Here is a 22,881-nt window from a genome sequence, read left to right as displayed (position 1 = left end):
TACCTTGCTACTGAGGAATGATTATGGCTACCTTCAGTCAACTTGCCCGACAGATAATTCAGCACGTCGGCGAGGCAGAAAATATAGAGCATCTTACCCACTGCGCAACCCGTTTGCGTTTTACTATTAAAGATAAAAGTAAGATCAATAAAGACGCGCTTTATAAGCTGCCGGAGGTAGTCAAACTGGTTGAAAACCCGGGGCAATTCCAGATTGTGATTGGGCCAAAAGTTGAAAAAGTCTTTCTGGCTATCACTGCGCAGATGGGGGAACCGTCCTCAGAAGCCGAGTCTGCGCCGCAGGGCTCGATGATTAACCGCCTGCTGGCCACGCTTTCCGCTATCTTCACGCCTTACATCGGCGTGCTGGCGGGCGTGGGCGTGGTGAAAGGGATTGTGGTTTTGCTGCAAACAATGAACCTGGTGGATACCCATTCGTATGTGTTCACCGTGTTCAATGCACTTTCCAGCGGCGTTTTCGTCATGCTGCCGCTGTTTATCGCGGTGACGGCTGCGGAGCGCTTTAAGGCCAATAAATTTAGTGCCCTGGCGCTGACGGCGGCGATGATTTTCCCGCTGACGGATGCCAGCGTGCCTGGCGCCTTCCACGTTATGGGCCTCGCGCTGAACGTGAAAATCTACGGCGGGGCGGTGATCCCTGCGGTGTTTGCCGTGCTGTTCCTGAGCCACGTCGAGCGCTGGCTGAAAAAGGTGATCCCGGAGATTGCCGCGCTGGTGTTCGTGCCGTGTTTGTCGTTGATCATCAGCGGCTTTGTGGTGTTTACCGTGATTGGTCCGGTGGCTGATTATGTCGGTGTCGGCATCGCCAACGGCTATGCATGGCTGTACAACCTCAGCCCGGTGATTTCCGGCGCGCTGCTGGCGGGGATTGGGCAGCTGTTCGTGGTGTTTGGCGTGCACTGGGGCATCATTCCGCTGGCGCTGATTAATATTCAGGTCAACGGCTACGACACCATTATGGCGATGTTTATGTCGGCGGTAATGGGGCAGTTTGGGGCGGTATTTGGTGCCATCTTTATTGCCCGTAACCTGAAAGATAAGCAGATTGCGATTTCCGCTTCTCTCTCCGCCTTCTTCGGCATTACCGAACCGGCGCTGTACGGCGTGAACCTGAAATACCGCATGCTGTTTGTATTTGGCTGCATTGGCGCCGCGCTGGGCGGCGGAATTACCGGCCTCCTGGGCGTGAAAACCTACAGTTTCCTGCCGGTGCTGAACGTATTCGAACTGGGGCTGTTTAGCGGGCCGGAATCGAAGATGATTTACGAGGTGATTGCTATCGCGGTGGCGTTTACGGTGCCTGCGGTGTTGACCATTATCTACGGCAAAACCCGCAGGCTGGAACCTGCCTCCCTGGCGGAAGACAGGCGTTAATCTCAGATATACAGGGCGCGAACAATCATAAAGTGCCCGGCGAAGTAGCAGGCGGCGGCAATGGCGCTGTCGCCTCTGAAGCGGTGACGATAGTGGCTGACCAGCCAGACAATGTTGCCCAGCAGCAGCAGGCTGGCCCCCACAAACCCGGAGAAACTTGGGTCCGTCGGGCGGAAGAAGTAAAGCTCGGCGGCCAGCCAGACCATCACCAGCGTCATGCCGATAAACGTCAAAATAGGCACGCGTAGCGCTTCCAGCCGTGTCCAGATAGTCGCGACCAGCAATGCGCCAATAATCAGCAGTGCCAGCGGCAATGGCCAGAAAATGGCTAGACTCATCTGGCTGGCAAAATAGATGGTGTACAGCAGATGTGAAAGGAAGAATGCCCCCACGGCATATAGCAGACGTTGAGTGGGCAATAGCGTGAGCGCATCGCCGACCAGCGTTGCCAGCAGACCCGCCACAATTAGGTAGCCCGTCGCTTCAAACATCGGTGCCTGCCAGGCCAACAGTAGCAGGAGTAGCAGGGTGAGTGGCTTGAAAAGCCAGCGCTGCCAGGTGGAGCCGCGCCAGGATGAATCAATGTAAATCCAGGCCGATAACGCAACAGCAATAAATGACCAAAGCATGGCATATCCTTATTTTAATTGTTGGCGTAACACCGTTCAGTCTAGTGGCTAAGCGGCGCAGATGACAACGGCGCGGCGCCAGGGTTATGCTGAAAAGTGTCTGACAATTAGAGAAAAAGCCATGAGCAAGCCCCCAGTTTTTATTATCGCCATCGTTGTGGTCATCGTAGTCGCCGCCTCTTTTCGCTATTTTCAGCAGCGCCGCCAGAATATCGAAAACGACGCGGCACCGCTGAGCGTAAAAAAAGTGGTGGTGGCGACTAAGCGTGAAAAACCCTCCAACGACCGACGTTCGCGCCAGCGTGAAGTCACTCCGCCGGAAGACTCGATCCGCTATGAGGTTTGGTTTGCGCCACGGAGCGGCGGGATGGAAATGAAAATGCGAGTTGAAGCGGCGGAATACCACGCAGTGACGGTGGGAGATAAAGGTACGTTGAGTTACAAGGGGACGCGCTTTGTCAGCTTCGTCCCCGAAGAGACTCACTTACCCTGACGCAGCTTTTTCTGCCAGACCAGCAGCTCAAACACGCCAAACACAAAGATCTTAATCTGTTCACCGCGGGCAAGCGCCGGGCCGTCTTTGGGCTGCGTGGCTTTCAGCAGGCTGAGCTGCAGGCCGTGCATAATCACCATGAAGATCAGCGCGACGTTAACGAAAATGTTCAGCGGGCGCGGATAAGGGTGAACCAGGTTAAAGATCAGAAAGCCCCAGACGCAAAGCATCAGCAGGCGGCCAAAGTTAATCAGAATCGGCATTATGCGGCTCCTCGAGCTTCACGAATAAACAGGCGATAAGCCACCTGACCGGCGACTTTTTCACGGTGCAGCGCCCAACTGGCCGGCACCGCGGGTAAACCATTTTCCACTTCACTTTCTACGTAGATTAGCGCGTCATCCGCCAGCCAGCCGTTTTTCTCGAGCAGGCTGAGCGTTTCATCCAGCAACCCCTTACGGAACGGCGGGTCGACAAAGACGACGTTGTGCTGTGTGCCGGGCTGCGCGAGCACATTTAACGTATTAGCGTTGAGCACTTTGCCATTGCTGGCTTTTAGCGTCGCGAGGTTCTTTTGCAATTGCTGGGAGACAGCGCGATCCATCTCAATCAGCGTCGCGCTGGCGGCATAGCGAGAGAGCGCCTCCAGCCCGAGCGCGCCGCTGCCGGCAAAGCAGTCGAGGCAATGGGCATCTACCATTGACGGGGCCAGCCAGTTAAAAAGCGTTTCGCGCACGCGGTCTGTCGTCGGGCGCAGGCCGGGGCTGTCCGGAACCGGGAGTTTTCGGCCGCGCCATTGGCCGCCGATGATACGGATCTGGCCGGAACCAGAGGATTGGGGTTTCTTCATTGCTCTCACTGCGATGCTAAATTTTGCGGTTATTCTAGCGGCGCTCGCCCGGCCAGGAAACCTTAATCCACTGGCGTGATGCCGCGCCGGGAAAGTGATAGACTAACGCACTATTTTTTATGCCCGTGGCAAGCAGAATCGGGTCTGTGCCATGAATAAACAGCGAGGAGTGTAGTCGCAAATGGCGAAAGAGAAAAAACGTGGCTTTTTTTCCTGGCTGGGATTTGGCCAGAAAGAGCAGCAGCCGGACGTCGAAGCAGAACAAAAAGTAATAGAAGAACAACCGGTTACTGAGCAGCCCCTCGCGCAGGATGAACCTCAGCAGTCTGAGGCTGCCGAGCAGGAACAGCAGAATTTAGTTAGTGAGCACTCACTGGAGGAGTCCGAAAAGTTTGCTGAGCAGGTCGTGGAGGTTAACGCCCAGCTCGTAGAAGAAGCGGAAGAAAAAACGCTGGCTGCCGAGCCGGAAATTATTCCTGAGCCCGAAGCGATCGTTGAGCCAGAGGTCGTGGCTGAACCAGAACCTGTGGCGGTTATCGCGCCTGAACCGGTTGTTGAACCTGAAGCCGTTGCTGAGCCAGAGGTGATTGAACCTGCGATTGTCGTGACAGAGCCGGAAATCATCGAACAGCCTGTTGCGGCCGTGGAGCATGAAACACTGCCGCTGCCGGAAGAGATTGCCGAAAATGTAGAACAGCCTGACGAATGGCAGGCCGAGCAGGACGAAATCGTCAACGAAGAAGTGGCTGAAGCCGAAGCGTTGTTCGCGCACGAAGCTGCCGTTGAAGATGAAGCCGTGGCTGAAGAAGTTCTTGATGACGAGCCGGAAGAAGAGGCTGTCGAAGAGGTTGCTCCGGTTGCCGTGCTGCAAGAGCAGGAAAAGCCGACCAAAGAAGGCTTCTTCGCTCGCCTGAAGCGTAGCCTGGTCAAAACTAAACAAAATCTCGGTTCCGGATTTATCAGTCTGTTCCGCGGCAAGAAAATCGATGATGATCTGTTTGAAGAGCTGGAAGAGCAGCTGCTGATTGCCGACGTTGGGGTTGAGACAACCCGGAAAATCATCGCCAACCTGACCGAAGGCGCAAGCCGTAAGCAGCTTCGCGATGCGGAAGCGCTGTACGGCTTGCTGAAAGAAGAGATGAGCGAAATCCTCGCCAAAGTGGACGAACCGCTGAATGTGGAAGGCAAAACGCCGTTTGTTATCCTGATGGTGGGCGTTAACGGCGTGGGTAAAACCACCACTATCGGCAAGCTGGCGCGCCAGTTCGAGCAGCAGGGTAAATCCGTGATGCTGGCGGCGGGCGATACCTTCCGTGCGGCAGCGGTTGAGCAGCTTCAGGTTTGGGGCCAGCGCAACAATATTCCAGTTGTGGCCCAGCATACCGGCGCGGATTCTGCTTCGGTTATCTTCGATGCTATCCAGGCGGCGAAGGCGCGTAACATTGATGTGTTGATTGCCGATACCGCAGGGCGTTTGCAGAATAAATCGCACCTGATGGAAGAATTGAAGAAAATTGTCAGGGTTATGAAAAAGCTGGACGAAGATGCCCCGCATGAGGTTATGCTCACCATCGACGCCAGCACCGGTCAGAATGCCATAAGCCAGGCTAAACTGTTCCACGAAGCGGTGGGGCTGACGGGCATCACCCTGACCAAACTGGATGGTACCGCCAAGGGTGGCGTAATCTTCTCTGTGGCAGACCAGTTCGGCATTCCGATTCGCTACATTGGCGTCGGCGAACAAATTTCTGATTTACGACCGTTTAATGCGGGCGACTTTATAGAGGCACTTTTTGCCCGAGAGGATTAACAATGATTCGCTTTGAACACGTCAGTAAAGCCTATCTCGGTGGGAGACAAGCGTTGCAGGGAGTCACCTTCCATATGCAACCGGGCGAGATGGCCTTTCTGACCGGCCATTCTGGCGCAGGGAAGAGTACTCTGCTCAAGCTTATCTGCGGTATCGAACGGCCCAGCGATGGGAAGATTTTTTTCAGCGGCCATGACATTAGCCGCCTGAAGAGCCGTGAAGTGCCGTTCCTGCGTCGTCAGATTGGGATGATCTTCCAGGATCACCATCTGCTGATGGACAGAACCGTGTACGACAACGTGGCCATCCCGCTGATCATCGCGGGCGCCAGCGGCGAAGACATCCGTCGCCGCGTGTCTGCGGCATTAGATAAGGTCGGCCTGCTGGACAAAGCGAAGAACTTTCCTATCCAACTCTCCGGCGGTGAACAGCAACGCGTGGGCATCGCTCGCGCTGTGGTAAACAAGCCTGCTGTGCTGCTGGCGGATGAACCGACCGGGAACCTTGATGATGCGCTGTCGGAAGGTATTCTGCGCCTGTTCGAAGAGTTTAACCGCGTGGGCGTGACGGTACTGATGGCGACCCACGACATGGGGCTTATCTCGCGTCGCAATTACCGTATGTTGACCCTCAGCGACGGCCATTTGCATGGAGGCCTGGCAGGTGAATAAACACAGTGCGCTCAACCATATCAAGCGCTTCAGCAACAAGCTGGATAAAATCAACCAACTGAATAAGTTGGGTGACCTTGGCCGTTCGGTGAAAAAACGTGGCAAAGGGCCGCAGTCCAAAAGCAAAGCCCTGAAAGGCGGCGTGAATGAGCAGTTCCGCTACGCCTGGGAAGGCGCGCTTCAGGATCTGAAGAGCAAGCCGCTGGCGACCTTCCTGACGGTAATGGTGATTGCCATCTCCCTGACGCTGCCGAGCGTCTGCTACATGGTTTACAAGAACGTAAACCAGGCAGCGACGCAATATTATCCGTCCCCGCAAATCACCGTTTATCTCGATAAGGCGCTGGACGATAACGCCGCGCAGCAGGTGGTGGGCGCTATTCAGGCGGAGGAGGGCGTGGATAAAGTTAACTACCTCTCCCGCGAAGAAGCGCTGGGCGAGTTCCGTAACTGGTCGGGTTTTGGCGGCGCGCTGGATATGCTGGAAGAGAACCCGCTGCCGGCCGTGGCCGTGGTGAATCCTAAACTGGATTTCCAGAGCACGGATCACCTGAATACGCTGCGTGACCGCGTGGCGAAGATTCACGGCGTTGATGAAGTGCGCATGGACGACAGCTGGTTTGCCCGTCTGGCAGCGCTGACCGGGCTGGTCGGGCGCGTGGCGGCGATGATCGGGATTCTGATGGTTGCCGCGGTGTTCCTCGTCATAGGTAACTCGGTGCGTCTGAGCATCTTTGCCCGCCGCGACACTATCAACGTGCAGAAGCTTATCGGGGCAACCGACGGCTTTATTCTGCGTCCGTTCCTGTACGGCGGTGCGCTGCTGGGCTTTAGCGGTGCATTCCTGTCGCTGATCCTGTCGGAGATTCTGGTGATGCGCCTGTCTTCGGCGGTAACGGAAGTGGCGCAGGTGTTCGGGACTAAGTTTGATATCAGCGGGTTGGGCTTTGACGAATGCCTGCTGCTGTTACTGGTCTCGTCGATGATCGGCTGGCTGGCAGCCTGGCTTGCCACTGTTCAACATTTACGCCGTTTTACGCCGGAGTAAAAAGTTTTTGATATACTCATTCCCTGCTACGATAACGTCGTCCGCAGGGAGTGCGTTTTACACCGTAGGGCCCCCTGCGATGCTGCAATAACCGTCACACTTTGTGTGTAATCTATTCACAGCTTTACATTGAACTTGTGGATAACATCACTGTCTGAGAGTACAGTGAAAGGTACGGTCTGTGCCTGACGTGTTGTCGGTGCGCCTCAGCCACTTGAATGGCAAGCCGTACTTAGTCTCTAAGAGAGGGTTTGAATGACCAAAGAAATGCAAAATTTAGCTTTAGCCCCTGTTGGTAACCTGGAGTCTTATATCCGGGCTGCAAACGCCTGGCCGATGTTAACGGCTGAGGAAGAGAAGGAGCTGGCTGAAAAGCTGCATTACCAGGGCGATCTGGAAGCAGCGAAAAAGCTGATCCTGTCTCACCTGCGCTTTGTTGTTCATGTTGCGCGTAACTATTCCGGCTACGGCCTGCCGCAGGCAGACCTTATCCAGGAAGGCAACATCGGCCTGATGAAAGCAGTACGCCGTTTTAACCCGGAAGTGGGTGTTCGCCTGGTCTCCTTTGCGGTGCACTGGATCAAGGCTGAAATTCATGAATACGTGCTGCGTAACTGGCGTATTGTGAAAGTCGCGACCACCAAAGCACAGCGTAAGCTGTTCTTTAACCTGCGTAAAACCAAGCAGCGTCTGGGCTGGTTTAATCAGGACGAAGTCGAAATGGTGGCCAACGAGCTTGGCGTGTCCAGCAAAGACGTGCTTGAGATGGAGTCACGCATGGCGGCGCAGGACATGACTTTCGACATGTCGAATGACGACGACGCTGACGGCCAGCCGATGGCGCCGGTGCTCTTCCTGCAGGATAAGTCTTCCAACTTTGCTGACGGCATTGAAGACGACAACTGGGAATCTCACGCCGCAGACAAACTGAGCGATGCGATGATGGGCCTGGATGAGCGCAGCCAGCAGATTATTCGCGCACGCTGGTTAGACGAAGACAACAAAAGTACATTGCAGGAACTTGCCGACCGCTATGGCGTGTCCGCCGAGCGTGTTCGTCAGCTTGAAAAGAATGCGATGAAAAAACTGCGCGCCGCTATCGAAGCTTAACGCTGATACCGTACTGCGCACCGAGAACGCCCCACTTTATGCTGGGGCGTTTTGCTTTTTATGCTCCGGCATACATGCCAGCAGCACGGCAAACGCCGCTTCCATTTCGCTTTCCGGCAGGCTGGCGAACCCCATCAACAATCCCTTCTTGCGCTGTTCGGTCAGGTAATACCGCGATAACGGCCGCACCAGAATATTGCGGGCGTTGGCGCGCTCAGCAATCGCCACATCATCGGCTTCATCCGGCAGGTTCAAAATCAGATGCAGCCCGGCGTTGTCGCTAAAATCTGACAGCGCCTGTGGCCCGCAGTGACGGGAGATCAGGTCGGTCAGGAAGGCGCGACGGCGGCCGTAAAGCAGGCGCATCCGGCGAATATGGGCCGAATAATGCCCGGCGGTAATAAACTCTGCCAGCGCCTGCTGGATAAGGGAATGACCGCCGCGATACAGCTCCGCATGGGCGGTTTTCAGGTCATTGACCAGCGGGCGGGGCAACACGACGTAGCCGAGCCTTAACCCCGGATAAAGCGTTTTACTGAACGTGCCGATGTAAACCACTGGCGCGTCGGTGACCAGCCCCTGCAGCGCCGGAATAGGCTGGCCAGAAAAGCGAAATTCGCTGTCGTAGTCATCTTCAATAATCCAGCTGCCGTGCTGGCGGGCGAGTGCCAACAGACGCTGGCGGCGCTCCAGGCTCATCACCGCCCCCAGCGGGTACTGATGAGACGGCGTGACGAAGATTAAGCGCGGCGCCTCGGTAACTTTCTCCGGCGGGCAAAGGCCGTTCTCATCGACGGTGAGCGGCGTGACCCGCACATCATTCATCGTCAGTACGTGGCGAATGCCCCAGTAAGAAGGTTCTTCGATCCACGCCAGGTCGCCTCTGTCGCACAGCATCCGGGTGACCAGATCGATTGCCTGGTGGATCCCTTCGGTGATCAGGATTTGGTCGACCTGGCAGTTTACGCCCCGTGAAACACGCAGATAGTCGACCAGCGCATGCTGCAGTTCAGGCGTGCCGCCGTTGCAGCTATAGCTCAGGCGCTCCGGCTTAGGGCGGCGGCTGATGCGCGCCTGGATCTTGCTGAATAGTGGATGAGGGAAGGCGTTGACGTCTGGTACGCCGGGAATAAAAGCTCCCCACTGGCGCGGGCTGGCGCTCACCTGCGAAAGAAGATGCTGGCCGCGGCGGGAAATAGACACCTCGGGTTCAGGCGCCACGCCACCTTCGCCAGGGCTTCCCGTGGAGGTGAAGCGATCCGGCAGCGTTTTTTCAACAAAAGTTCCGCTGCCCTGGCGGGATGAAACGTACCCCTCGGTCATAAGCTGCTCATAAACTGTTAACACAGTGTTACGTGAAATGCCGAGTTCGCTGGCTAAGTCGCGGGAGGCGGACAGGCGGCTGTGGGGCGGCAATGAACCATCCAGAATGGAGCGCCGTAGTGCGTTATACAGGCGCTTATGCAGCAGGGTATCGGTCTCTGCCTGCAGCCTGACAAGAATCAAATCACCCACTAAATCTCGCAATTGGATCCCTCAGATAAACTGAATTGGTACTCGATTATAGGGCCAATACCTGTGTAAATAAACGACATTGTTTCTGATTTGTTGCGACAAAGTGACTGACTTAACAGGAGAGACCAAGGTGAAAAGTGCAGAGCTGAATCAGCGTCGTTTACAGGCCACGCCGCGCGGTGTAGGCGTGATGTGTAGCTACTTTGCAGAGAAAGCGGAGAACGCCACCCTGTGGGATGTGGAAGGCAACGAGGTTATCGACTTCGCTGCTGGGATCGCCGTGCTGAACACCGGCCATCGTCACCCGAAAGTGATTGCCGCTGTAGAAAAACAATTGCAGGCCTTTACCCACACGGCTTACCAGATTGTCCCTTATGAAAGCTACGTTTCGCTGGCCGAGCGCATTAACGAACTGGCGCCGATTGATGGCCCGGCGAAAACTGCGTTCTTCACCACCGGTGCAGAAGCGGTTGAGAATGCGGTGAAAATCGCCCGCGCTTATACCAAACGTCCCGGGCTGATCACCTTTGGCGGCGGCTTCCATGGCCGTACCTTTATGACCATGGCGCTGACCGGCAAAGTGGCACCTTACAAAATCGGTTTTGGCCCATTCCCTGGCTCTGTCTACCACGCGGTTTACCCGAATGCCGCTCACGGCGTGACAACAGACGATGCGCTGAAAAGCCTGGATCGCATCTTTAAAGCCGATATCGCTGCGGACCAGGTTGCGGCCATCATACTGGAGCCGGTTCAGGGAGAAGGCGGCTTCAACGTGGCGCCACCTGAATTTATGCAGGCGCTGCGTCAGCTGTGTGACACCCACGGCATTCTGCTGATTGCCGATGAAGTGCAGACCGGCTTCGCGCGTACCGGCAAGCTGTTTGCGATGGACTATTACGACGTCAAAGCCGATCTGATGACGATGGCGAAAAGCCTGGCCGGTGGCTTCCCGTTGTCCGGCGTTGTCGGCCGTGCCGAAGTAATGGATGCCCCTGCGCCTGGCGGCCTGGGCGGCACTTATGCGGGCAACCCGCTGGCGGTTGCGGCGGCTCACGCAGTGCTGGATGTGATCAAAGAAGAACAGCTGTGCAAGCGTGCGACCCAGCTTGGTGAACACCTGAAAGAAGTGCTGAATCAGGCGCGCCAAAGCTGCCCGGCAATTGTTGACGTACGTGGGCAAGGCTCGATGGTAGCAGTGGAGTTTAACGATCCGCAGACCGGGAAACCTTCGCCAGAATATACCCGTGAAGTTCAGCTGAAAGCTCAGGAGAAAGGGCTGCTGCTGCTGAGCTGCGGCGTCTACGGCAACGTTATCCGCTTCCTTTATCCGCTGACCATTCCTGATGCTCAGTTCACCAAAGCTCTGGCTATTCTGTCCCAGGTGCTTAAGGGCTAATCCCCGTAGTTTGCGGCGGCAGGGAAGCCCGCCATACATAAGGCGGCCGCAGCGTTTTTTCCCAGCGTGAAGTGGTTTATCACCCTGATATCCCCTGTTTTCCGGCGGGCGTTACCGCCGGAGTAATACGGAAAATATTATGTCTGAAAACTCCACCTTCTCTCCCGCCGTTGCGCGCGGGGAGCGGATAGCTGTCCCTGGAAAATCTCTGAGTTTCGTTGAAGGTGTGTCGATGATTGTCGGCACTAACATTGGCGCGGGCGTGCTTTCTATCGCCTATGCCTCAAGTAAAGCGGGCTTCTGGCCGCTGCTATTCTGGCTGGTGCTGGTGGGCAGCCTGACCACCGTGACGATGCTTTACGTCGCCGAATCGACGCTGCGCACTCGCCAGCATTTACAGCTCAGCGGGCTGTCGCTGCGCTACGTCGGGCGCTTTGGCGCGCTGATGATGTTCCTTTCCGTCTGCGTAAACAGCGTCGGAGCATTGACCGCCTATATGACCGGCAGCGGCAAGCTGCTGCACTCTTTGTTTGGTATCTCCCCGGCTCTGGGCAGCGTGCTGTTTTTCATCCCGGCGGCGGGCGTGCTGTACATGGGCCTGAAAGCCATCGGGCGTGGGGAAAAGTTCATTAGCGTTGGCATGGTGGTGATGATCGCGGTGCTGGTGATTGCCACTTTGCTGAAAGAGACGACCAGCGTCGGCTACCTGCTGGAAGGTAACTGGCTCTACATGGTGCCGGTGTTCAACGTGGTGGTGTTCTGCTTCTCGGCGCAGTACATCGTGCCGGAGATGGCGCGTGGTTTTGCCGACAAGCCCGAAAAGCTGCCGAAAGCCATCATCGTTGGCATGGTGGTGACCTTCGCGCTGCTGGCCCTGGTGCCGATGTCGGTCATCATGCTTAACGGGCTGGACAATATCTCTGAGGTGGCGACGATTTCCTGGGGGAAAGCGCTGGGAGAGTGGGCATTCTTCTCGGCGAACCTGTTTGCACTGTGCGCCATGCTGACGTCGTACTGGGGGCTGGGCGGAAGTTTCCTGACCAATATCTTTGACCGCTTCCGCCTGGGCAGCGATGAGCCTTCTCTGAAGCGTTTTCTGGTGCTGCTGGTGGTGGCTATCCCGCCGTTTGTGCTGGCCTACAGCGGGCTGGTGTCGTTCGTTAATGCGCTCTATTTTGCCGGCGTGTTCAGCGGGGTGATTTTATCGATTATGCCGATCCTGATGATCAAAGGCGCCCGCCGCAACGGCGATGTCACGCCGGGCTGGACCTGCCCGGCGTTTATGACTCACCCGCTGATCCAGATTTTCATTGTGTTGCTGTATCTCTGTAGTGCCGTTTATGCGGTTGCTTCCGCTCTGGGATATTTGCCGGCAGGTTGGTGATTCCGAGGCTTGCTCCCCCGCGTCTGGAGGCTTTCCGGCGCGGTTATTTTTTTGTCACATTCCCGTTATCTAACCTTCAAATATGTCTTTCCAAATTATCGTAAATGGCGCTATGTTTAGCATAGTGTGCTGCCGTAGCGCCGGCTGCTGCCCTTAAGTTAGCTATCATATGCTTTTCTTATACCTACAAACAGAATAATGCGCTAACAAACAACAACACAACAAATTCAATAACCATAACAATGGGGACTCTCAGGATGAAAATGACGGGTAAAGCCTTACTGGCAGGATGCATTGCACTGGCAATGAGCCACGCGGCGATGGCAAAAGATATTAAGGTCGCGGTAGTAGGGGCAATGTCTGGGCCGGTCGCGCAATACGGCGATCAGGAATTTACCGGTGCCGAGCAGGCGGTGGCTGACATTAACGCCAAAGGCGGGATCAAAGGCGACAAACTGGTTATCACCAAATATGACGATGCCTGTGACCCGAAACAAGCGGTCGCGGTAGCGAACAAAGTGGTGAACGACGGCATCAAGTACGTTATCGGTCACCTGTGCTCTTCTTCCACTCAGCCAGCGTCTGACATCTACGAAGACGAAGGTATTCTGATGATTACCCCGGCGGCTACTGCTCCTGAGCTGACCGCGCGTGGCTATAAGCTGACTCTGCGTACCACCGGTCTGGATTCCGACCAGGGCCCAACCGCGGCGAAATACATTCTGGAACACGTGAAGCCTAAGCGCATTGCGGTCATCCACGACAAGCAGCAGTACGGTGAAGGCCTGGCGCGTTCCGTGCAGGACGGCCTGAAAAAAGGCGGCGCTAATGTGGTGTTCTTCGACGGGATCACCGCCGGTGAGAAAGACTTCTCCACGCTGGTTGCCCGCCTGAAGAAAGAAAACATCGATTTCGTTTACTACGGTGGTTACCACCCGGAAATGGGGCAGATCCTGCGTCAGTCCCGCGCCGCTGGCCTGAAAACGCAGTTCATGGGGCCTGAAGGTGTAGCGAACGTTTCCCTCTCTAACATCGCCGGTGATTCCGCAGAAGGTCTGCTGGTGACCAAACCGAAGAACTACGATCAGGTTCCGGCCAACAAACCGATTGTGGACGCGATCAAAGCTAAGAAACAGGATCCAAGCGGTGCATTCGTCTGGACTACCTACGCAGCCCTGCAGTCTCTGGCAGCTGGCCTGAACCAGAGTGCAGATCCGGCGGCAATCTCTAAATACCTGAAAGGGGCGACCGTGGATACCGTAATGGGGCCGCTGTCGTGGGATGAGAAAGGCGACCTGAAAGGCTTTGAGTTCGGCGTGTTCACCTGGCATGCCAACGGCACAGCCACTGACGCAAAATAAAAGCAAACGGCAACCAAAGGGTTGCCGTTTTAGTGTTTACTCCCTCTCCTTTCGGGAGAGGGTCGGGGTGAGGGCTGCTCACTTCCCCCAGCCACCGCTCTGCTCGCGGAACCCGGAAGCCTGCATAAACGCCGTCATCACGGCATGATCTTCAACGCCAACATCCGCCAGCCACCAGTGCGCAACCGCTGGGTTATCCCGCATGACCTCTTCCAGCAAATACTGCCCCACGCCTCTGCGGCGGGTAATTTCACGGACGCGCAGAGAATCCAGCGCTCCGGCATCGCCTGTGAGCGTGACGCGCACCGCACCGAGCAGCCGCTCGTTAAATTTTGCGGCGTAGATCCTTTCATTGTCGCTGAGGGTCAGCGAACCGCTGGAATATTCCGGCCAGATCTTACCGAGGTCAATTTTATCCTGAGCGCTAAACTCAAACAGACGAATGATAGTGAGTTTCATAAGTGACCTAACCAAAAAGCGGGAAAACCTCGAGTGTAACCAATTTATTTGCCTCAGACGCTTTATCTTTTTTATGCCGTTCAGCAGTTGATTACTTTTTAGCGTAAAGGTAAGCCAGCCTTTAACGCGGCAGATTGAATCCTGACCAGGATAAAGCACTAAAATCCAGTGAATTGTTCGGCTCTTTGTACCGCTATTTTATGCTGATTTTGGTGCTTTTTTTTGTTTAACTATGGCGAAATACAGAATATTATCTCTACTTAATCGCCTGAAAAATAGAGAGTTTAGCCTGATAAATTGTAAATTTTACCGCTAACTCCTTAAAGGCACTGATAAAAATGGTCGTTGATTATAAAAGGTACTGAGTGCTTTTTAACCAAGTTATGGGGATGGAACGAATGAAGATGAACGCGAAGACATTACTGGCCGGGCTGGTGGCGTTGGCCGTGTCTCACGCGGCAACCGCGGGTGATATTAAAGTGGCTGTTGTCGGGGCAATGTCAGGTCCGGTCGCGCAGTGGGGCGACATGGAATTTAACGGCGCTCGCCAGGCTATCAAAGACATCAACGCCAAAGGCGGGATAAAAGGCGACAAGCTGGTTGGCGTTGAATATGACGATGCCTGCGATCCAAAACAGGCCGTGGCGGTTGCCAACAAAATCGTTAACGACGGCGTAAAATACGTTATCGGCCACCTGTGCTCCTCTTCCACCCAGCCGGCTTCTGATATCTATGAAGATGAAGGCATCCTGATGATCACTCCGGGCGCGACCAACCCTGAGCTGACCCAGCGCGGCTACGGCATGATCATGCGTACCGCTGGCCTCGACTCTTCCCAGGGCCCAACGGCGTCCAAATATATTCTGGAACACGTTAAGCCGCAGCGCATCGCGATCATCCACGACAAGCAGCAGTACGGCGAAGGCCTGGCGCGCTCCGTGCAGGACGGCCTGAAAAAAGGCGGCGCGAACATTGTGTTCTTCGACGGGATCACCGCCGGCGACAAAGATTTCTCCACCCTGGTGGCGCGTCTGCAAAAAGAAAACATCGATTTCGTTTACTACGGCGGCTACTACCCGGAAATGGGGCAGATCCTGCGCCAGGCGCGCGCCGTTGGCCTGAAAACCCAGTTTATGGGGCCGGAAGGCGTAGGTAACGCTTCTCTGTCCAACATCGCTGGCCCCGCGGGCGAAGGGATGCTGGTGACCATGCCTAAGCGCTATGACCAGGATCCGGCCAACAAAGCTATCGTGGATGAACTGAAAGCGGCGAAGAAAGACCCGAGCGGCCCGTATGTGTGGATCACCTACGCGGCAGTTCAGTCTCTGGCCACCGCTATGGACCGCACCGGCAGCAAAGATCCTGCTGCGCTGGTGAAAGATTTAAAAGCACACGGTGCAAACACCGTGATCGGGCCGCTGAACTGGGATGAGAAAGGCGATTTGAAGGGATTTGAATTCGGTGTCTTCCAGTGGCACGCCGATGGTTCGTCCTCCGTGGCGAAGTAAGGCGAAGGCTGCACAGTCATCCCACCCCCGGCCTATGCTGGGGGTTTTTAAAAGGTTAAGTTATGTCCGAGCAGTTTCTCTACTTCCTGCAGCAGATGTTTAACGGCGTCACGCTGGGCAGTACCTATGCGCTGATCGCCATCGGTTATACGATGGTGTACGGCATTATTGGCATGATCAACTTCGCTCACGGCGAAGTGTATATGATCGGCAGCTACGTCTCTTTCATGATCATCGCCGCGCTAATGATGCTCGGAATTGATGTGGGCTGGATGCTGGTAGGCGCAGGCTTTATTGGCGCCATTATCATCGCCAGCGCCTACGGCTGGAGCATTGAGCGCGTCGCCTACAAGCCGGTGCGTAACTCCAAGCGCCTGATTGCCCTGATTTCCGCCATCGGGATGTCCATTTTCCTGCAAAACTACGTCAGCCTGACGGAAGGTTCGCGCGACATCGCACTGCCAAGCCTGTTTAACGGCCAGTGGATTGTGGGGGCGAGCGATAACTTCACCGCCACCATCACCACCATGCAGCTGGTTATCTGGGTTGTGACCTTCCTGGCTATGCTGGCGCTGACGCTGTTCATCCGTTATTCCCGCATGGGCCGCGCCTGCCGTGCCTGTGCTGAAGATCTGAAAATGGCCAGCCTGCTCGGGATTAATACCGACCGCGTTATCTCGCTCACCTTCGTCATTGGTGCCGCAATGGCGGCAGTGGCTGGCGTGCTGCTGGGCCAGTTCTACGGCGTTATCAACCCATACATCGGCTTTATGGCCGGGATGAAAGCCTTTACCGCAGCGGTACTTGGCGGCATCGGCAGTATTCCTGGCGCAATGATTGGCGGCCTGATCCTTGGCGTGGCCGAAGCGCTGACTTCAGCCTACCTGAGCACGGAATATAAAGACGTCGTCTCCTTTGCGCTGCTGATTGTGGTGCTGCTGGTGATGCCTACCGGGATCCTGGGTCGTCCGGAGGTTGAGAAAGTATGAAACCGATGCATATTGTGTTTTCGCTGCTCTCCGCAGCCATGTTCTTCGTTTTAGCATCGGTATTTATGGGCGTTCAGCTGAGCCTGGACGGCACCAAACTGGTGGTAAACAGCGCGCCTTCCGTGCGCTGGGAATGGGTCTTTATCGGCACCGCTGCGGTGCTGGTGTTCCAGCTGCTGCGCCCGTTGTTCCAGAAGGGCATGAAGAAAGTGTCCGGGCCGAAGTTTGTGCTGCCGGCGCTGGATGGTTCCACGGCGAAGCAGAAGCTGTTCCTGGTGGCGCTGCTGGTTGCCGCCGTGGCGTGGCCGTTCCTGGTGTCACGTGGCACCGTGGACATTGCTACATTAACCATGATTTACATCATCCTCGGCCTGGGGCTGAACGTGGTGGTGGGGCTGTCTGGCCTGCTGGTGCTGGGCTACGGTGGCTTCTACGCTATCGGCGCTTACACTTTTGCGTTGCTGAACCACTATTACGGCCTGGGCTTCTGGACCTGCCTGCCGCTGGCGGGCTTGGTGGCAGCTGCCGCGGGCTTCCTGCTCGGCTTCCCGGTGCTTCGCCTGCGTGGTGACTACCTGGCGATCGTGACGCTGGGCTTCGGCGAAATCGTCCGTATCCTGCTGCTGAACAACACCGATATTACCGGTGGTCCGAACGGCATCAGCCAGATCCCAAAACCGACCTTCTTCGGCCTGGAGTTTAGTCGCACCGCCCGAGAAGGCGGCTGGGATACCTTCAGTAACTTCTTTAACGTGGCCTACGACCCGAGCGACAGGATTATTTTCCTGTACCTGGTGGCGTTGCTGCTGGTCGTACTGTCGCTGTTCGTGATTAACCGCCTGCTGCGTATGCCGCTGGGCCGCGCCTGGGAAGCGCTGCGCGAAGATGAAATCGCCTGCCGCTCTCTGGGTCTGAACCCTACCCGCATCAAGCTGACTGCGTTCACCATTAGCGCCGCCTTTGCGGGCTTTGCCGGGACGTTGTTCGCCGCACGCCAGGGCTTTGTCAGCCCGGAATCCTTCACCTTCGCCGAGTCGGCGTTTGTGCTGGCGATTGTGGTGCTGGGCGGGATGGGCTCGCAGTTCGCGGTGATTCTTGCCGCTGTTCTGCTGGTGGTTTCCCGCGAGCTGATGCGTGACCTGAACGAGTACAGCATGTTGGTGCTCGGCGGCCTGATGGTGCTGATGATGATTTGGCGTCCACAAGGGTTACTGCCGATGACGCGTCCGCATCTGAAGCTGAAGAAAGAGCAAGTGAAAGGAGAGCAGGCATGAGTCAGCCATTGTTATCCGTAAGCGGTCTGATGATGCGTTTCGGCGGCCTGCTGGCCGTCAACAATGTCTCCCTCGAGCTGCATCCACAGGAAATTGTTTCACTTATCGGCCCGAACGGCGCCGGTAAAACCACGGTGTTTAACTGCCTGACCGGCTTTTACAAGCCGACCGGCGGCACCATTTTGCTGCGCGACCAGCATCTGGAAGGCTTACCGGGCCAGCAGATTGCGCGCATGGGCGTGGTGCGTACCTTCCAGCATGTTCGCCTGTTCCGTGAAATGACGGTGATTGAGAACCTGCTGGTGGCGCAACATCAGCAGCTGAAAACCGGTATTTTTGCAGGCTTGCTGAAAACCCCTGGTTTCCGTCGTGCGCAGAGCGAAGCGCTGGACAGAGCGGCTACCTGGCTCGAGCGTATCGGGCTGTTGGAGCACGCTAACCGCCAGGCAAGCAACCTGGCCTACGGCGATCAGCGTCGCCTTGAAATTGCTCGCTGCATGGTAACCCAGCCGGAAATCCTGATGCTGGATGAACCTGCCGCTGGCCTTAACCCAAAAGAAACCCATGAGCTGGATGAGCTGATCATGGAGCTGCGTAATCACCACAACACCACGGTGTTGTTGATTGAGCATGACATGAAGCTGGTCATGGGCATTTCTGACCGTATCTACGTGGTGAACCAGGGAACGCCGTTAGCCAACGGCACGCCGGAGCAAATCCGCAACAACCCTGATGTGATCCGCGCCTATCTGGGTGAGGCTTAAGATGGAAAATGTAATGTTGTCGTTTGACAAGGTGAGCGCCCACTACGGCAAAATCCAGGCGCTGCACGACGTCAGTCTGCATATTAAACAGGGCGAAATTGTTACGCTCATCGGCGCTAACGGCGCAGGTAAAACGACGCTGCTTGGTACGCTTTGCGGCGACCCGCGTGCGACCAGCGGCCGCATCGTGTTTGATGGCAAAGATATTACAGACTGGCACACGGCACGCATCATGCGTGAGGCCGTGGCGATTGTGCCGGAAGGGCGCCGCGTTTTCTCCCGCATGACGGTGGAAGAGAACCTGGCGATGGGCGGCTTTTTTGCCGAACGTGACCAGTTCCAGTCGCGCATTAAGCGCGTCTACGATCTGTTCCCGCGTCTGCACGAACGCCGCATCCAGCGGGCGGGCACCATGTCCGGCGGCGAGCAGCAGATGCTGGCGATAGGCCGCGCGCTCATGAGCCAGCCGCGTCTGCTACTGTTAGATGAACCGTCGCTGGGTCTGGCACCGATCATCATCCAGCAAATTTTCGACACCATCGAGCAGCTGCGCAGCGAAGGGATGACCATCTTCCTCGTGGAGCAGAATGCCAACCAGGCGCTGAAGCTGGCTGACCGGGGTTACGTGCTGGAAAACGGCCACGTCGTGCTGGAAGATACCGGCGATGCGCTGCTGGCTAACGAAGCGGTGCGCAGCGCTTACTTAGGCGGCTAGTAGAAGCAAAACGGCAACTTCGGTTGCCGTTTTTTTGTTTGCACTTTCTCCCTGGAAGGGAGAGGGAATAAACAATGTTTCCCATAGCTTTTGTTTTCTCCCTCTCCCCTGTGGGGAGAGGGCCGGGGTGAGGGCATCAGGCGGCTCCTTCTTTCTTGCACCTAACCCTCGCTCAAAGGGGAAAAGAAAAATATATCTCCCGTCGACAAAGAAACATTTCATTCACTCTGTTGTAACTATTCTGTCATCCAGCCGTTATTTTTCTGTCATTCGAGCGTGTCATGTTACCTCGCGAGCATAAAACGCGTGATTTCGCGCATCCGGCACAACAAGAGAGATAACCGAATGACATCGTTACGACACACAGCTTTAGCGCTGACGCTTGGTCTGGCATTTGCCTCCCAGGCGATGGCCGTTACCACGATTCCTTTCTGGCATTCAATGGACGGGGAACTGGGTAAAGAAGTGGATTCTCTGGCAAACCGTTTCAATGAAACGCACCCTGATTACAAAATTGTGCCGGTTTATAAAGGCAACTACGATCAAAGCCTGGCGGCGGGTATCGCGGCATACCGTTCCGGTAACGCCCCGGCCATCCTGCAGGTATATGAAGTTGGCACCGCGACCATGATGGCTTCTAAGGCTATCAAACCGGTCTACGAAGTCTTTAAAGACGCAGGTATCAAGTTCGACGAATCTCAGTTCGTCCCGACCGTGGCCGGGTACTACACCGACTCTAAAACGGGCCACCTGCTGTCCCAGCCTTTCAACAGCTCCACTCCGGTGCTGTACTACAACAAAGACGCTTTCAAGAAAGCCGGTCTGAACCCGGATCAGCCGCCTAAAACCTGGCAGGACGTGGCGGCATACAGCGCCAAACTGCGTGCAGCGGGCATGAAGTGTGGTTACGCCAGCGGCTGGCAGGGTTGGATCCAGCTGGAGAACTTCAGCGCCTGGCACGGTCTGCCGTTTGCGACCAAAAACAACGGTTTTGACGGCACTGATGCTGTATTGGAGTTCAACAAACCTGAGCAGGTAAAACACATCGCCCTGCTGGAAGAGATGAACAAGAAGGGTGATTTCACCTACTTCGGCCGTAAAGACGAGTCCACCGAGAAGTTCTACAACGGTGACTGCGCGATCACTACCGCGTCTTCCGGCTCCCTGGCTGACATCCGTCAGTACGCGAAATTCAACTACGGCGTAGGCATGATGCCTTACGACGCAGACGTGAAAGGCGCACCACAGAACGCCATCATCGGCGGTGCAAGCCTGTGGGTTATGCAGGGCAAAGACAAGCCAACTTACACCGGCGTGGCCGAGTTCATGCAATTCCTGGCTAAGCCAGAAATCGCCGCTGAATGGCACCAGAAAACCGGCTACCTGCCAATCACTACCGCTGCTTACGAGCTGACCCGTAAAGACGGCTTCTACGACAAGAACCCGGGTGCGGATACCGCGACTCGCCAGATGCTGAACAAGCCACCGTTGCCGTTCACTAAGGGCCTGCGTCTGGGCAACATGCCGCAGATCCGTACCGTGGTTGACGAAGAGCTGGAATCCGTCTGGACCGGTAAGAAAACGCCACAGCAGGCGCTGGACGCTTCTGTTGAGCGTGGTAACCAGCTGCTGCGCCGCTTCGAGCAGTCTACCAAGTCTTAAGTTCTACCCTCGCCTTCTCCCGAAAGGGAGGGGGCAGAGTACGGCGCTCTCTGTGAAAGGAGAGCGTTGTGCTAAGGGGCAAAGCATCGCCTGTTCTAACATTAACCGAGTAACCCTATGTCATCATCTCGCCCGGTGTTCCGTTCAAGTTGGCTACCCTATGCGCTGGTTTTGCCGCAGCTGATCATCACCGTCATTTTCTTTATCTGGCCGGCGGGCGAAGCCCTCTGGTACTCGCTGCAAAACCTTGACCCGTTTGGTCTGTCCAGCCATTTCGTTGGCCTGGATAACTTCGTGCAGCTCTTCCACGATAGCTACTATCTGGACTCTTTCTACACCACCATGATCTTCAGTGGCCTGGTGGCGGGCTGCGGGCTTCTGGCTTCGCTGTTCTTCGCCGCGCTGGTGGATTATGTGGTGCGCGGCAGCCGTTTTTATCAAACGCTGATGCTGCTGCCTTATGCCGTTGCGCCCGCCATTGCCGCGGTGCTGTGGATTTTCCTGTTCAACCCAGGGCGCGGGCTGATTACCCACACGCTGGAAGAGTTTGGCTACAACTGGAACCACGCGCAGAACAGCGGCCAGGCCATGTTCCTGGTCGTGTTCGCGTCCGTGTGGAAGCAGATTAGCTATAACTTCCTGTTCTTCTTTGCCGCTTTGCAGTCGATTCCGCGTTCACTGGTGGAAGCCGCAGCCATTGACGGAGCTGGCCCCGTGCGCCGCTTCTTCTTTATTTCGCTGCCGCTGATTGCCCCGGTGAGCTTCTTCCTGCTGGTGGTGAATCTGGTGTATGCCTTCTTCGACACCTTCCCGGTGATTGACGCGGCAACCGGCGGTGGCCCGGTGCAGGCAACCACCACGCTTATCTACAAGATTTATCGCGAAGGCTTTACCGGGCTGGATCTCTCTTCCTCGGCGGCGCAATCGGTGGTGCTGATGCTGCTGGTGATTGTCCTGACGGTGGTTCAGTTCCGCTTCGTTGAACGTAAGGTGCGCTACCAATGATTGAGAACCGTCGCGGGCTGACTATCTTCAGCCACACCATGCTGATTCTGGGCATCATCGTCATTCTTTTCCCGCTGTACGTGGCGTTTGTTGCCGCGACGCTGGACAACAAAGCCGTCTTCGATACGCCGATGACGCTGATCCCTGGTACTCACCTGTGGGAAAACATCAGCTATATCTGGACCAACGGCGTGGCGGTCAACAGCGCCCCGTTCGGCCGGATGCTGTTTAACAGCACGGTGATGGCGCTGGTGATCACCATCGGCAAAATTGCCGTGTCGATGCTGTCGGCCTTCGCCATCGTCTGGTTCCGTTTCCCGCTGCGTAACCTGTTCTTCTGGATGATTTTTATCACCCTGATGTTGCCGGTCGAAGTGCGTATTTTCCCGACGGTTGAGGTTATCTCTAACCTGAAAATGCTCGACAGCTACACCGGCCTGACGCTGCCGCTGATGGCGTCGGCCACGGCCACGTTCCTGTTTCGCCAGTTTTTCATGACGCTGCCAGACGAGCTGATGGAAGCGGCACGCATCGACGGCGCCTCGCCGATGCGCTTTTTCTTTGACATCGTGCTGCCGCTGTCCAAAACCAACCTGGCGGCGCTGTTCGTGATCACCTTTATCTATGGCTGGAACCAGTATCTCTGGCCGCTGCTGATTATCACCGATGCCGATTTGGGCACCGCCGTGGCGGGCATCAAAAGCATGATTGCCAGCGGTGATGGCGTGACGCAGTGGAACCAGGTTATGGCAGCGATGCTGCTGACGCTTGTCCCACCGGTTGTTATTGTTTTAGTTATGCAGCGCGCCTTTGTGCGTGGTCTGGTTGATAGTGAGAAATAGCC

22 protein-coding genes are annotated in these 22,881 nt (G+C 55.9%); 17 read left to right on the top strand and 5 right to left on the bottom strand.

The genetic code is table 11. From position 1 onward, the window contains the following. The first annotated feature begins 23 nt into the window (after positions 1–23). Positions 24–1,394 carry a PTS transporter subunit EIIC gene (locus B9Y90_RS03270; RefSeq protein WP_231560169.1) on the top strand — a complete coding sequence of 457 codons (1,371 nt, stop codon included), beginning with the start codon at positions 24–26 and terminating at the stop codon, positions 1,392–1,394. A gap of 2 nt (positions 1,395–1,396) precedes the next feature. On the opposite strand, the gene B9Y90_RS03265 is transcribed toward B9Y90_RS03270, so the two are convergent. Continuing rightward, the gene (locus tag B9Y90_RS03265) at positions 1,397–2,023 is read right to left on the bottom strand and encodes a lysoplasmalogenase (protein ID WP_085540193.1); all 627 of its coding nucleotides are present in this window, start codon (positions 2,021–2,023) and stop codon (positions 1,397–1,399) included. A gap of 121 nt (positions 2,024–2,144) precedes the next feature. Between B9Y90_RS03265 and B9Y90_RS03260 the strand changes: the two genes are divergently transcribed. Continuing rightward, positions 2,145–2,516, top strand: coding sequence for a DUF2500 domain-containing protein (locus tag B9Y90_RS03260; RefSeq protein ID WP_085540192.1), 372 nt, complete (start codon positions 2,145–2,147; stop codon positions 2,514–2,516). On the opposite strand, the gene B9Y90_RS03255 is transcribed toward B9Y90_RS03260, so the two are convergent. Together B9Y90_RS03255 and rsmD are read right to left on the bottom strand one after the other, a co-directional pair. Continuing rightward, positions 2,504–2,773 carry a DUF1145 family protein gene (locus B9Y90_RS03255; RefSeq protein WP_096754169.1) on the bottom strand — a complete coding sequence of 90 codons (270 nt, stop codon included), beginning with the start codon at positions 2,771–2,773 and terminating at the stop codon, positions 2,504–2,506. The two genes, B9Y90_RS03260 and B9Y90_RS03255, sit on opposite strands and share 13 nt — an antisense overlap. A 5-nt stretch (positions 2,774–2,778) precedes the next feature. Next, positions 2,779–3,366: a 16S rRNA (guanine(966)-N(2))-methyltransferase gene (gene rsmD / locus B9Y90_RS03250; RefSeq protein WP_085540191.1), complete on the bottom strand. Its 588-nt coding sequence runs from the start codon at positions 3,364–3,366 to the stop codon at positions 2,779–2,781. A 181-nt stretch (positions 3,367–3,547) separates the two neighbouring features. On the opposite strand from rsmD, the gene ftsY reads away from it, so the two are divergent. The 4 genes from ftsY (at position 3,548) to rpoH (ending at position 8,005) form a co-directional block, all read left to right on the top strand. Beyond that, on the top strand, positions 3,548–5,176 hold the full coding sequence (gene ftsY, locus B9Y90_RS03245) for a signal recognition particle-docking protein FtsY (protein WP_085540190.1): 1,629 nt from the start codon (positions 3,548–3,550) through the stop codon (positions 5,174–5,176). Between the two features lie 2 nt (positions 5,177–5,178). After that, a complete protein-coding gene (gene ftsE / locus B9Y90_RS03240; RefSeq protein ID WP_039288597.1) occupies positions 5,179–5,847 on the top strand; it encodes a cell division ATP-binding protein FtsE in 669 nt (222 codons plus the stop codon). Then, entirely contained in the window at positions 5,840–6,895 is a 1,056-nt protein-coding gene (gene ftsX / locus B9Y90_RS03235) for a permease-like cell division protein FtsX (RefSeq protein WP_045784745.1), read from the top strand. The genes ftsE and ftsX overlap by 8 nt, the downstream gene beginning before the upstream one ends. 255 nt (positions 6,896–7,150) lie before the next feature. Further along, positions 7,151–8,005: an RNA polymerase sigma factor RpoH gene (gene rpoH, locus B9Y90_RS03230; protein ID WP_039288594.1), complete on the top strand. Its 855-nt coding sequence runs from the start codon at positions 7,151–7,153 to the stop codon at positions 8,003–8,005. A 36-nt stretch (positions 8,006–8,041) separates the two neighbouring features. On the opposite strand, the gene pdxR is transcribed toward rpoH, so the two are convergent. After that, positions 8,042–9,532 (bottom strand): MocR-like pyridoxine biosynthesis transcription factor PdxR, encoded by a 1,491-nt coding sequence (pdxR, locus tag B9Y90_RS03225; RefSeq protein WP_085540189.1) that lies wholly within the window; start codon positions 9,530–9,532, stop codon positions 8,042–8,044. Positions 9,533–9,650: 118 nt separating this feature from the next. Here pdxR and B9Y90_RS03220 point away from each other — a divergent pair, with 118 nt between their 5' ends. The 3 genes from B9Y90_RS03220 to B9Y90_RS03205 all read left to right on the top strand — a co-directional run bounded on the left by B9Y90_RS03220 (position 9,651) and on the right by B9Y90_RS03205 (position 13,661). Next, positions 9,651–10,916, top strand: a complete 1,266-nt coding sequence (locus tag B9Y90_RS03220; RefSeq protein WP_085540188.1) for a 4-aminobutyrate--2-oxoglutarate transaminase — start codon at positions 9,651–9,653, stop codon at positions 10,914–10,916. A 139-nt stretch (positions 10,917–11,055) separates the two neighbouring features. Then, positions 11,056–12,300 carry an aromatic amino acid transport family protein gene (locus tag B9Y90_RS03210; protein WP_085540186.1) on the top strand — a complete coding sequence of 415 codons (1,245 nt, stop codon included), beginning with the start codon at positions 11,056–11,058 and terminating at the stop codon, positions 12,298–12,300. Positions 12,301–12,557: 257 nt separating this feature from the next. Continuing rightward, on the top strand, positions 12,558–13,661 hold the full coding sequence (locus tag B9Y90_RS03205) for a branched-chain amino acid ABC transporter substrate-binding protein (protein WP_166878525.1): 1,104 nt from the start codon (positions 12,558–12,560) through the stop codon (positions 13,659–13,661). Between the two features lie 78 nt (positions 13,662–13,739). On the opposite strand, the gene panM is transcribed toward B9Y90_RS03205, so the two are convergent. Next, positions 13,740–14,120 carry an aspartate 1-decarboxylase autocleavage activator PanM gene (gene panM, locus B9Y90_RS03200; RefSeq protein ID WP_039288576.1) on the bottom strand — a complete coding sequence of 127 codons (381 nt, stop codon included), beginning with the start codon at positions 14,118–14,120 and terminating at the stop codon, positions 13,740–13,742. Positions 14,121–14,518: 398 nt separating this feature from the next. Between panM and livK the strand changes: the two genes are divergently transcribed. From livK to ugpE, 8 genes are all read left to right on the top strand, one after another. Next, positions 14,519–15,628, top strand: a complete 1,110-nt coding sequence (gene livK, locus B9Y90_RS03195) for a high-affinity branched-chain amino acid ABC transporter substrate-binding protein LivK (protein ID WP_039288573.1) — start codon at positions 14,519–14,521, stop codon at positions 15,626–15,628. Positions 15,629–15,690: 62 nt separating this feature from the next. Then, entirely contained in the window at positions 15,691–16,617 is a 927-nt protein-coding gene (livH, locus tag B9Y90_RS03190) for a high-affinity branched-chain amino acid ABC transporter permease LivH (RefSeq protein ID WP_008457946.1), read from the top strand. Further along, on the top strand, positions 16,614–17,891 hold the full coding sequence (locus B9Y90_RS03185; protein WP_008457943.1) for a high-affinity branched-chain amino acid ABC transporter permease LivM: 1,278 nt from the start codon (positions 16,614–16,616) through the stop codon (positions 17,889–17,891). The genes livH and B9Y90_RS03185 overlap by 4 nt, the downstream gene beginning before the upstream one ends. Continuing rightward, on the top strand, positions 17,888–18,655 hold the full coding sequence (livG, locus tag B9Y90_RS03180) for a high-affinity branched-chain amino acid ABC transporter ATP-binding protein LivG (protein WP_039288567.1): 768 nt from the start codon (positions 17,888–17,890) through the stop codon (positions 18,653–18,655). Before B9Y90_RS03185 ends, livG begins: the two co-directional genes overlap by 4 nt. A gap of 1 nt (position 18,656) precedes the next feature. Then, positions 18,657–19,370 (top strand): high-affinity branched-chain amino acid ABC transporter ATP-binding protein LivF, encoded by a 714-nt coding sequence (livF, locus tag B9Y90_RS03175; RefSeq protein WP_085938903.1) that lies wholly within the window; start codon positions 18,657–18,659, stop codon positions 19,368–19,370. 345 nt (positions 19,371–19,715) lie between these two features. Continuing rightward, positions 19,716–21,032, top strand: coding sequence for a sn-glycerol-3-phosphate ABC transporter substrate-binding protein UgpB (ugpB, locus tag B9Y90_RS03165; protein WP_039288559.1), 1,317 nt, complete (start codon positions 19,716–19,718; stop codon positions 21,030–21,032). Positions 21,033–21,149: 117 nt separating this feature from the next. Then, the gene (gene ugpA / locus B9Y90_RS03160; protein ID WP_008457934.1) at positions 21,150–22,037 is read left to right on the top strand and encodes a sn-glycerol-3-phosphate ABC transporter permease UgpA; all 888 of its coding nucleotides are present in this window, start codon (positions 21,150–21,152) and stop codon (positions 22,035–22,037) included. After that, a complete protein-coding gene (gene ugpE / locus B9Y90_RS03155) occupies positions 22,034–22,879 on the top strand; it encodes a sn-glycerol-3-phosphate ABC transporter permease UgpE (protein ID WP_008457932.1) in 846 nt (281 codons plus the stop codon). Before ugpA ends, ugpE begins: the two co-directional genes overlap by 4 nt. The last annotated feature ends 2 nt before the right edge of the window (positions 22,880–22,881 follow it).

Origin of the sequence: Cedecea sp. NFIX57, assembly GCF_900177785.1 — a bacterium.
Lineage (GTDB): Bacteria > Pseudomonadota > Gammaproteobacteria > Enterobacterales > Enterobacteriaceae > Cedecea > Cedecea neteri_C.
Note: the sequence above shows the minus strand (reverse complement) of the source record. Positions and strands in the feature narration are given on the sequence as shown.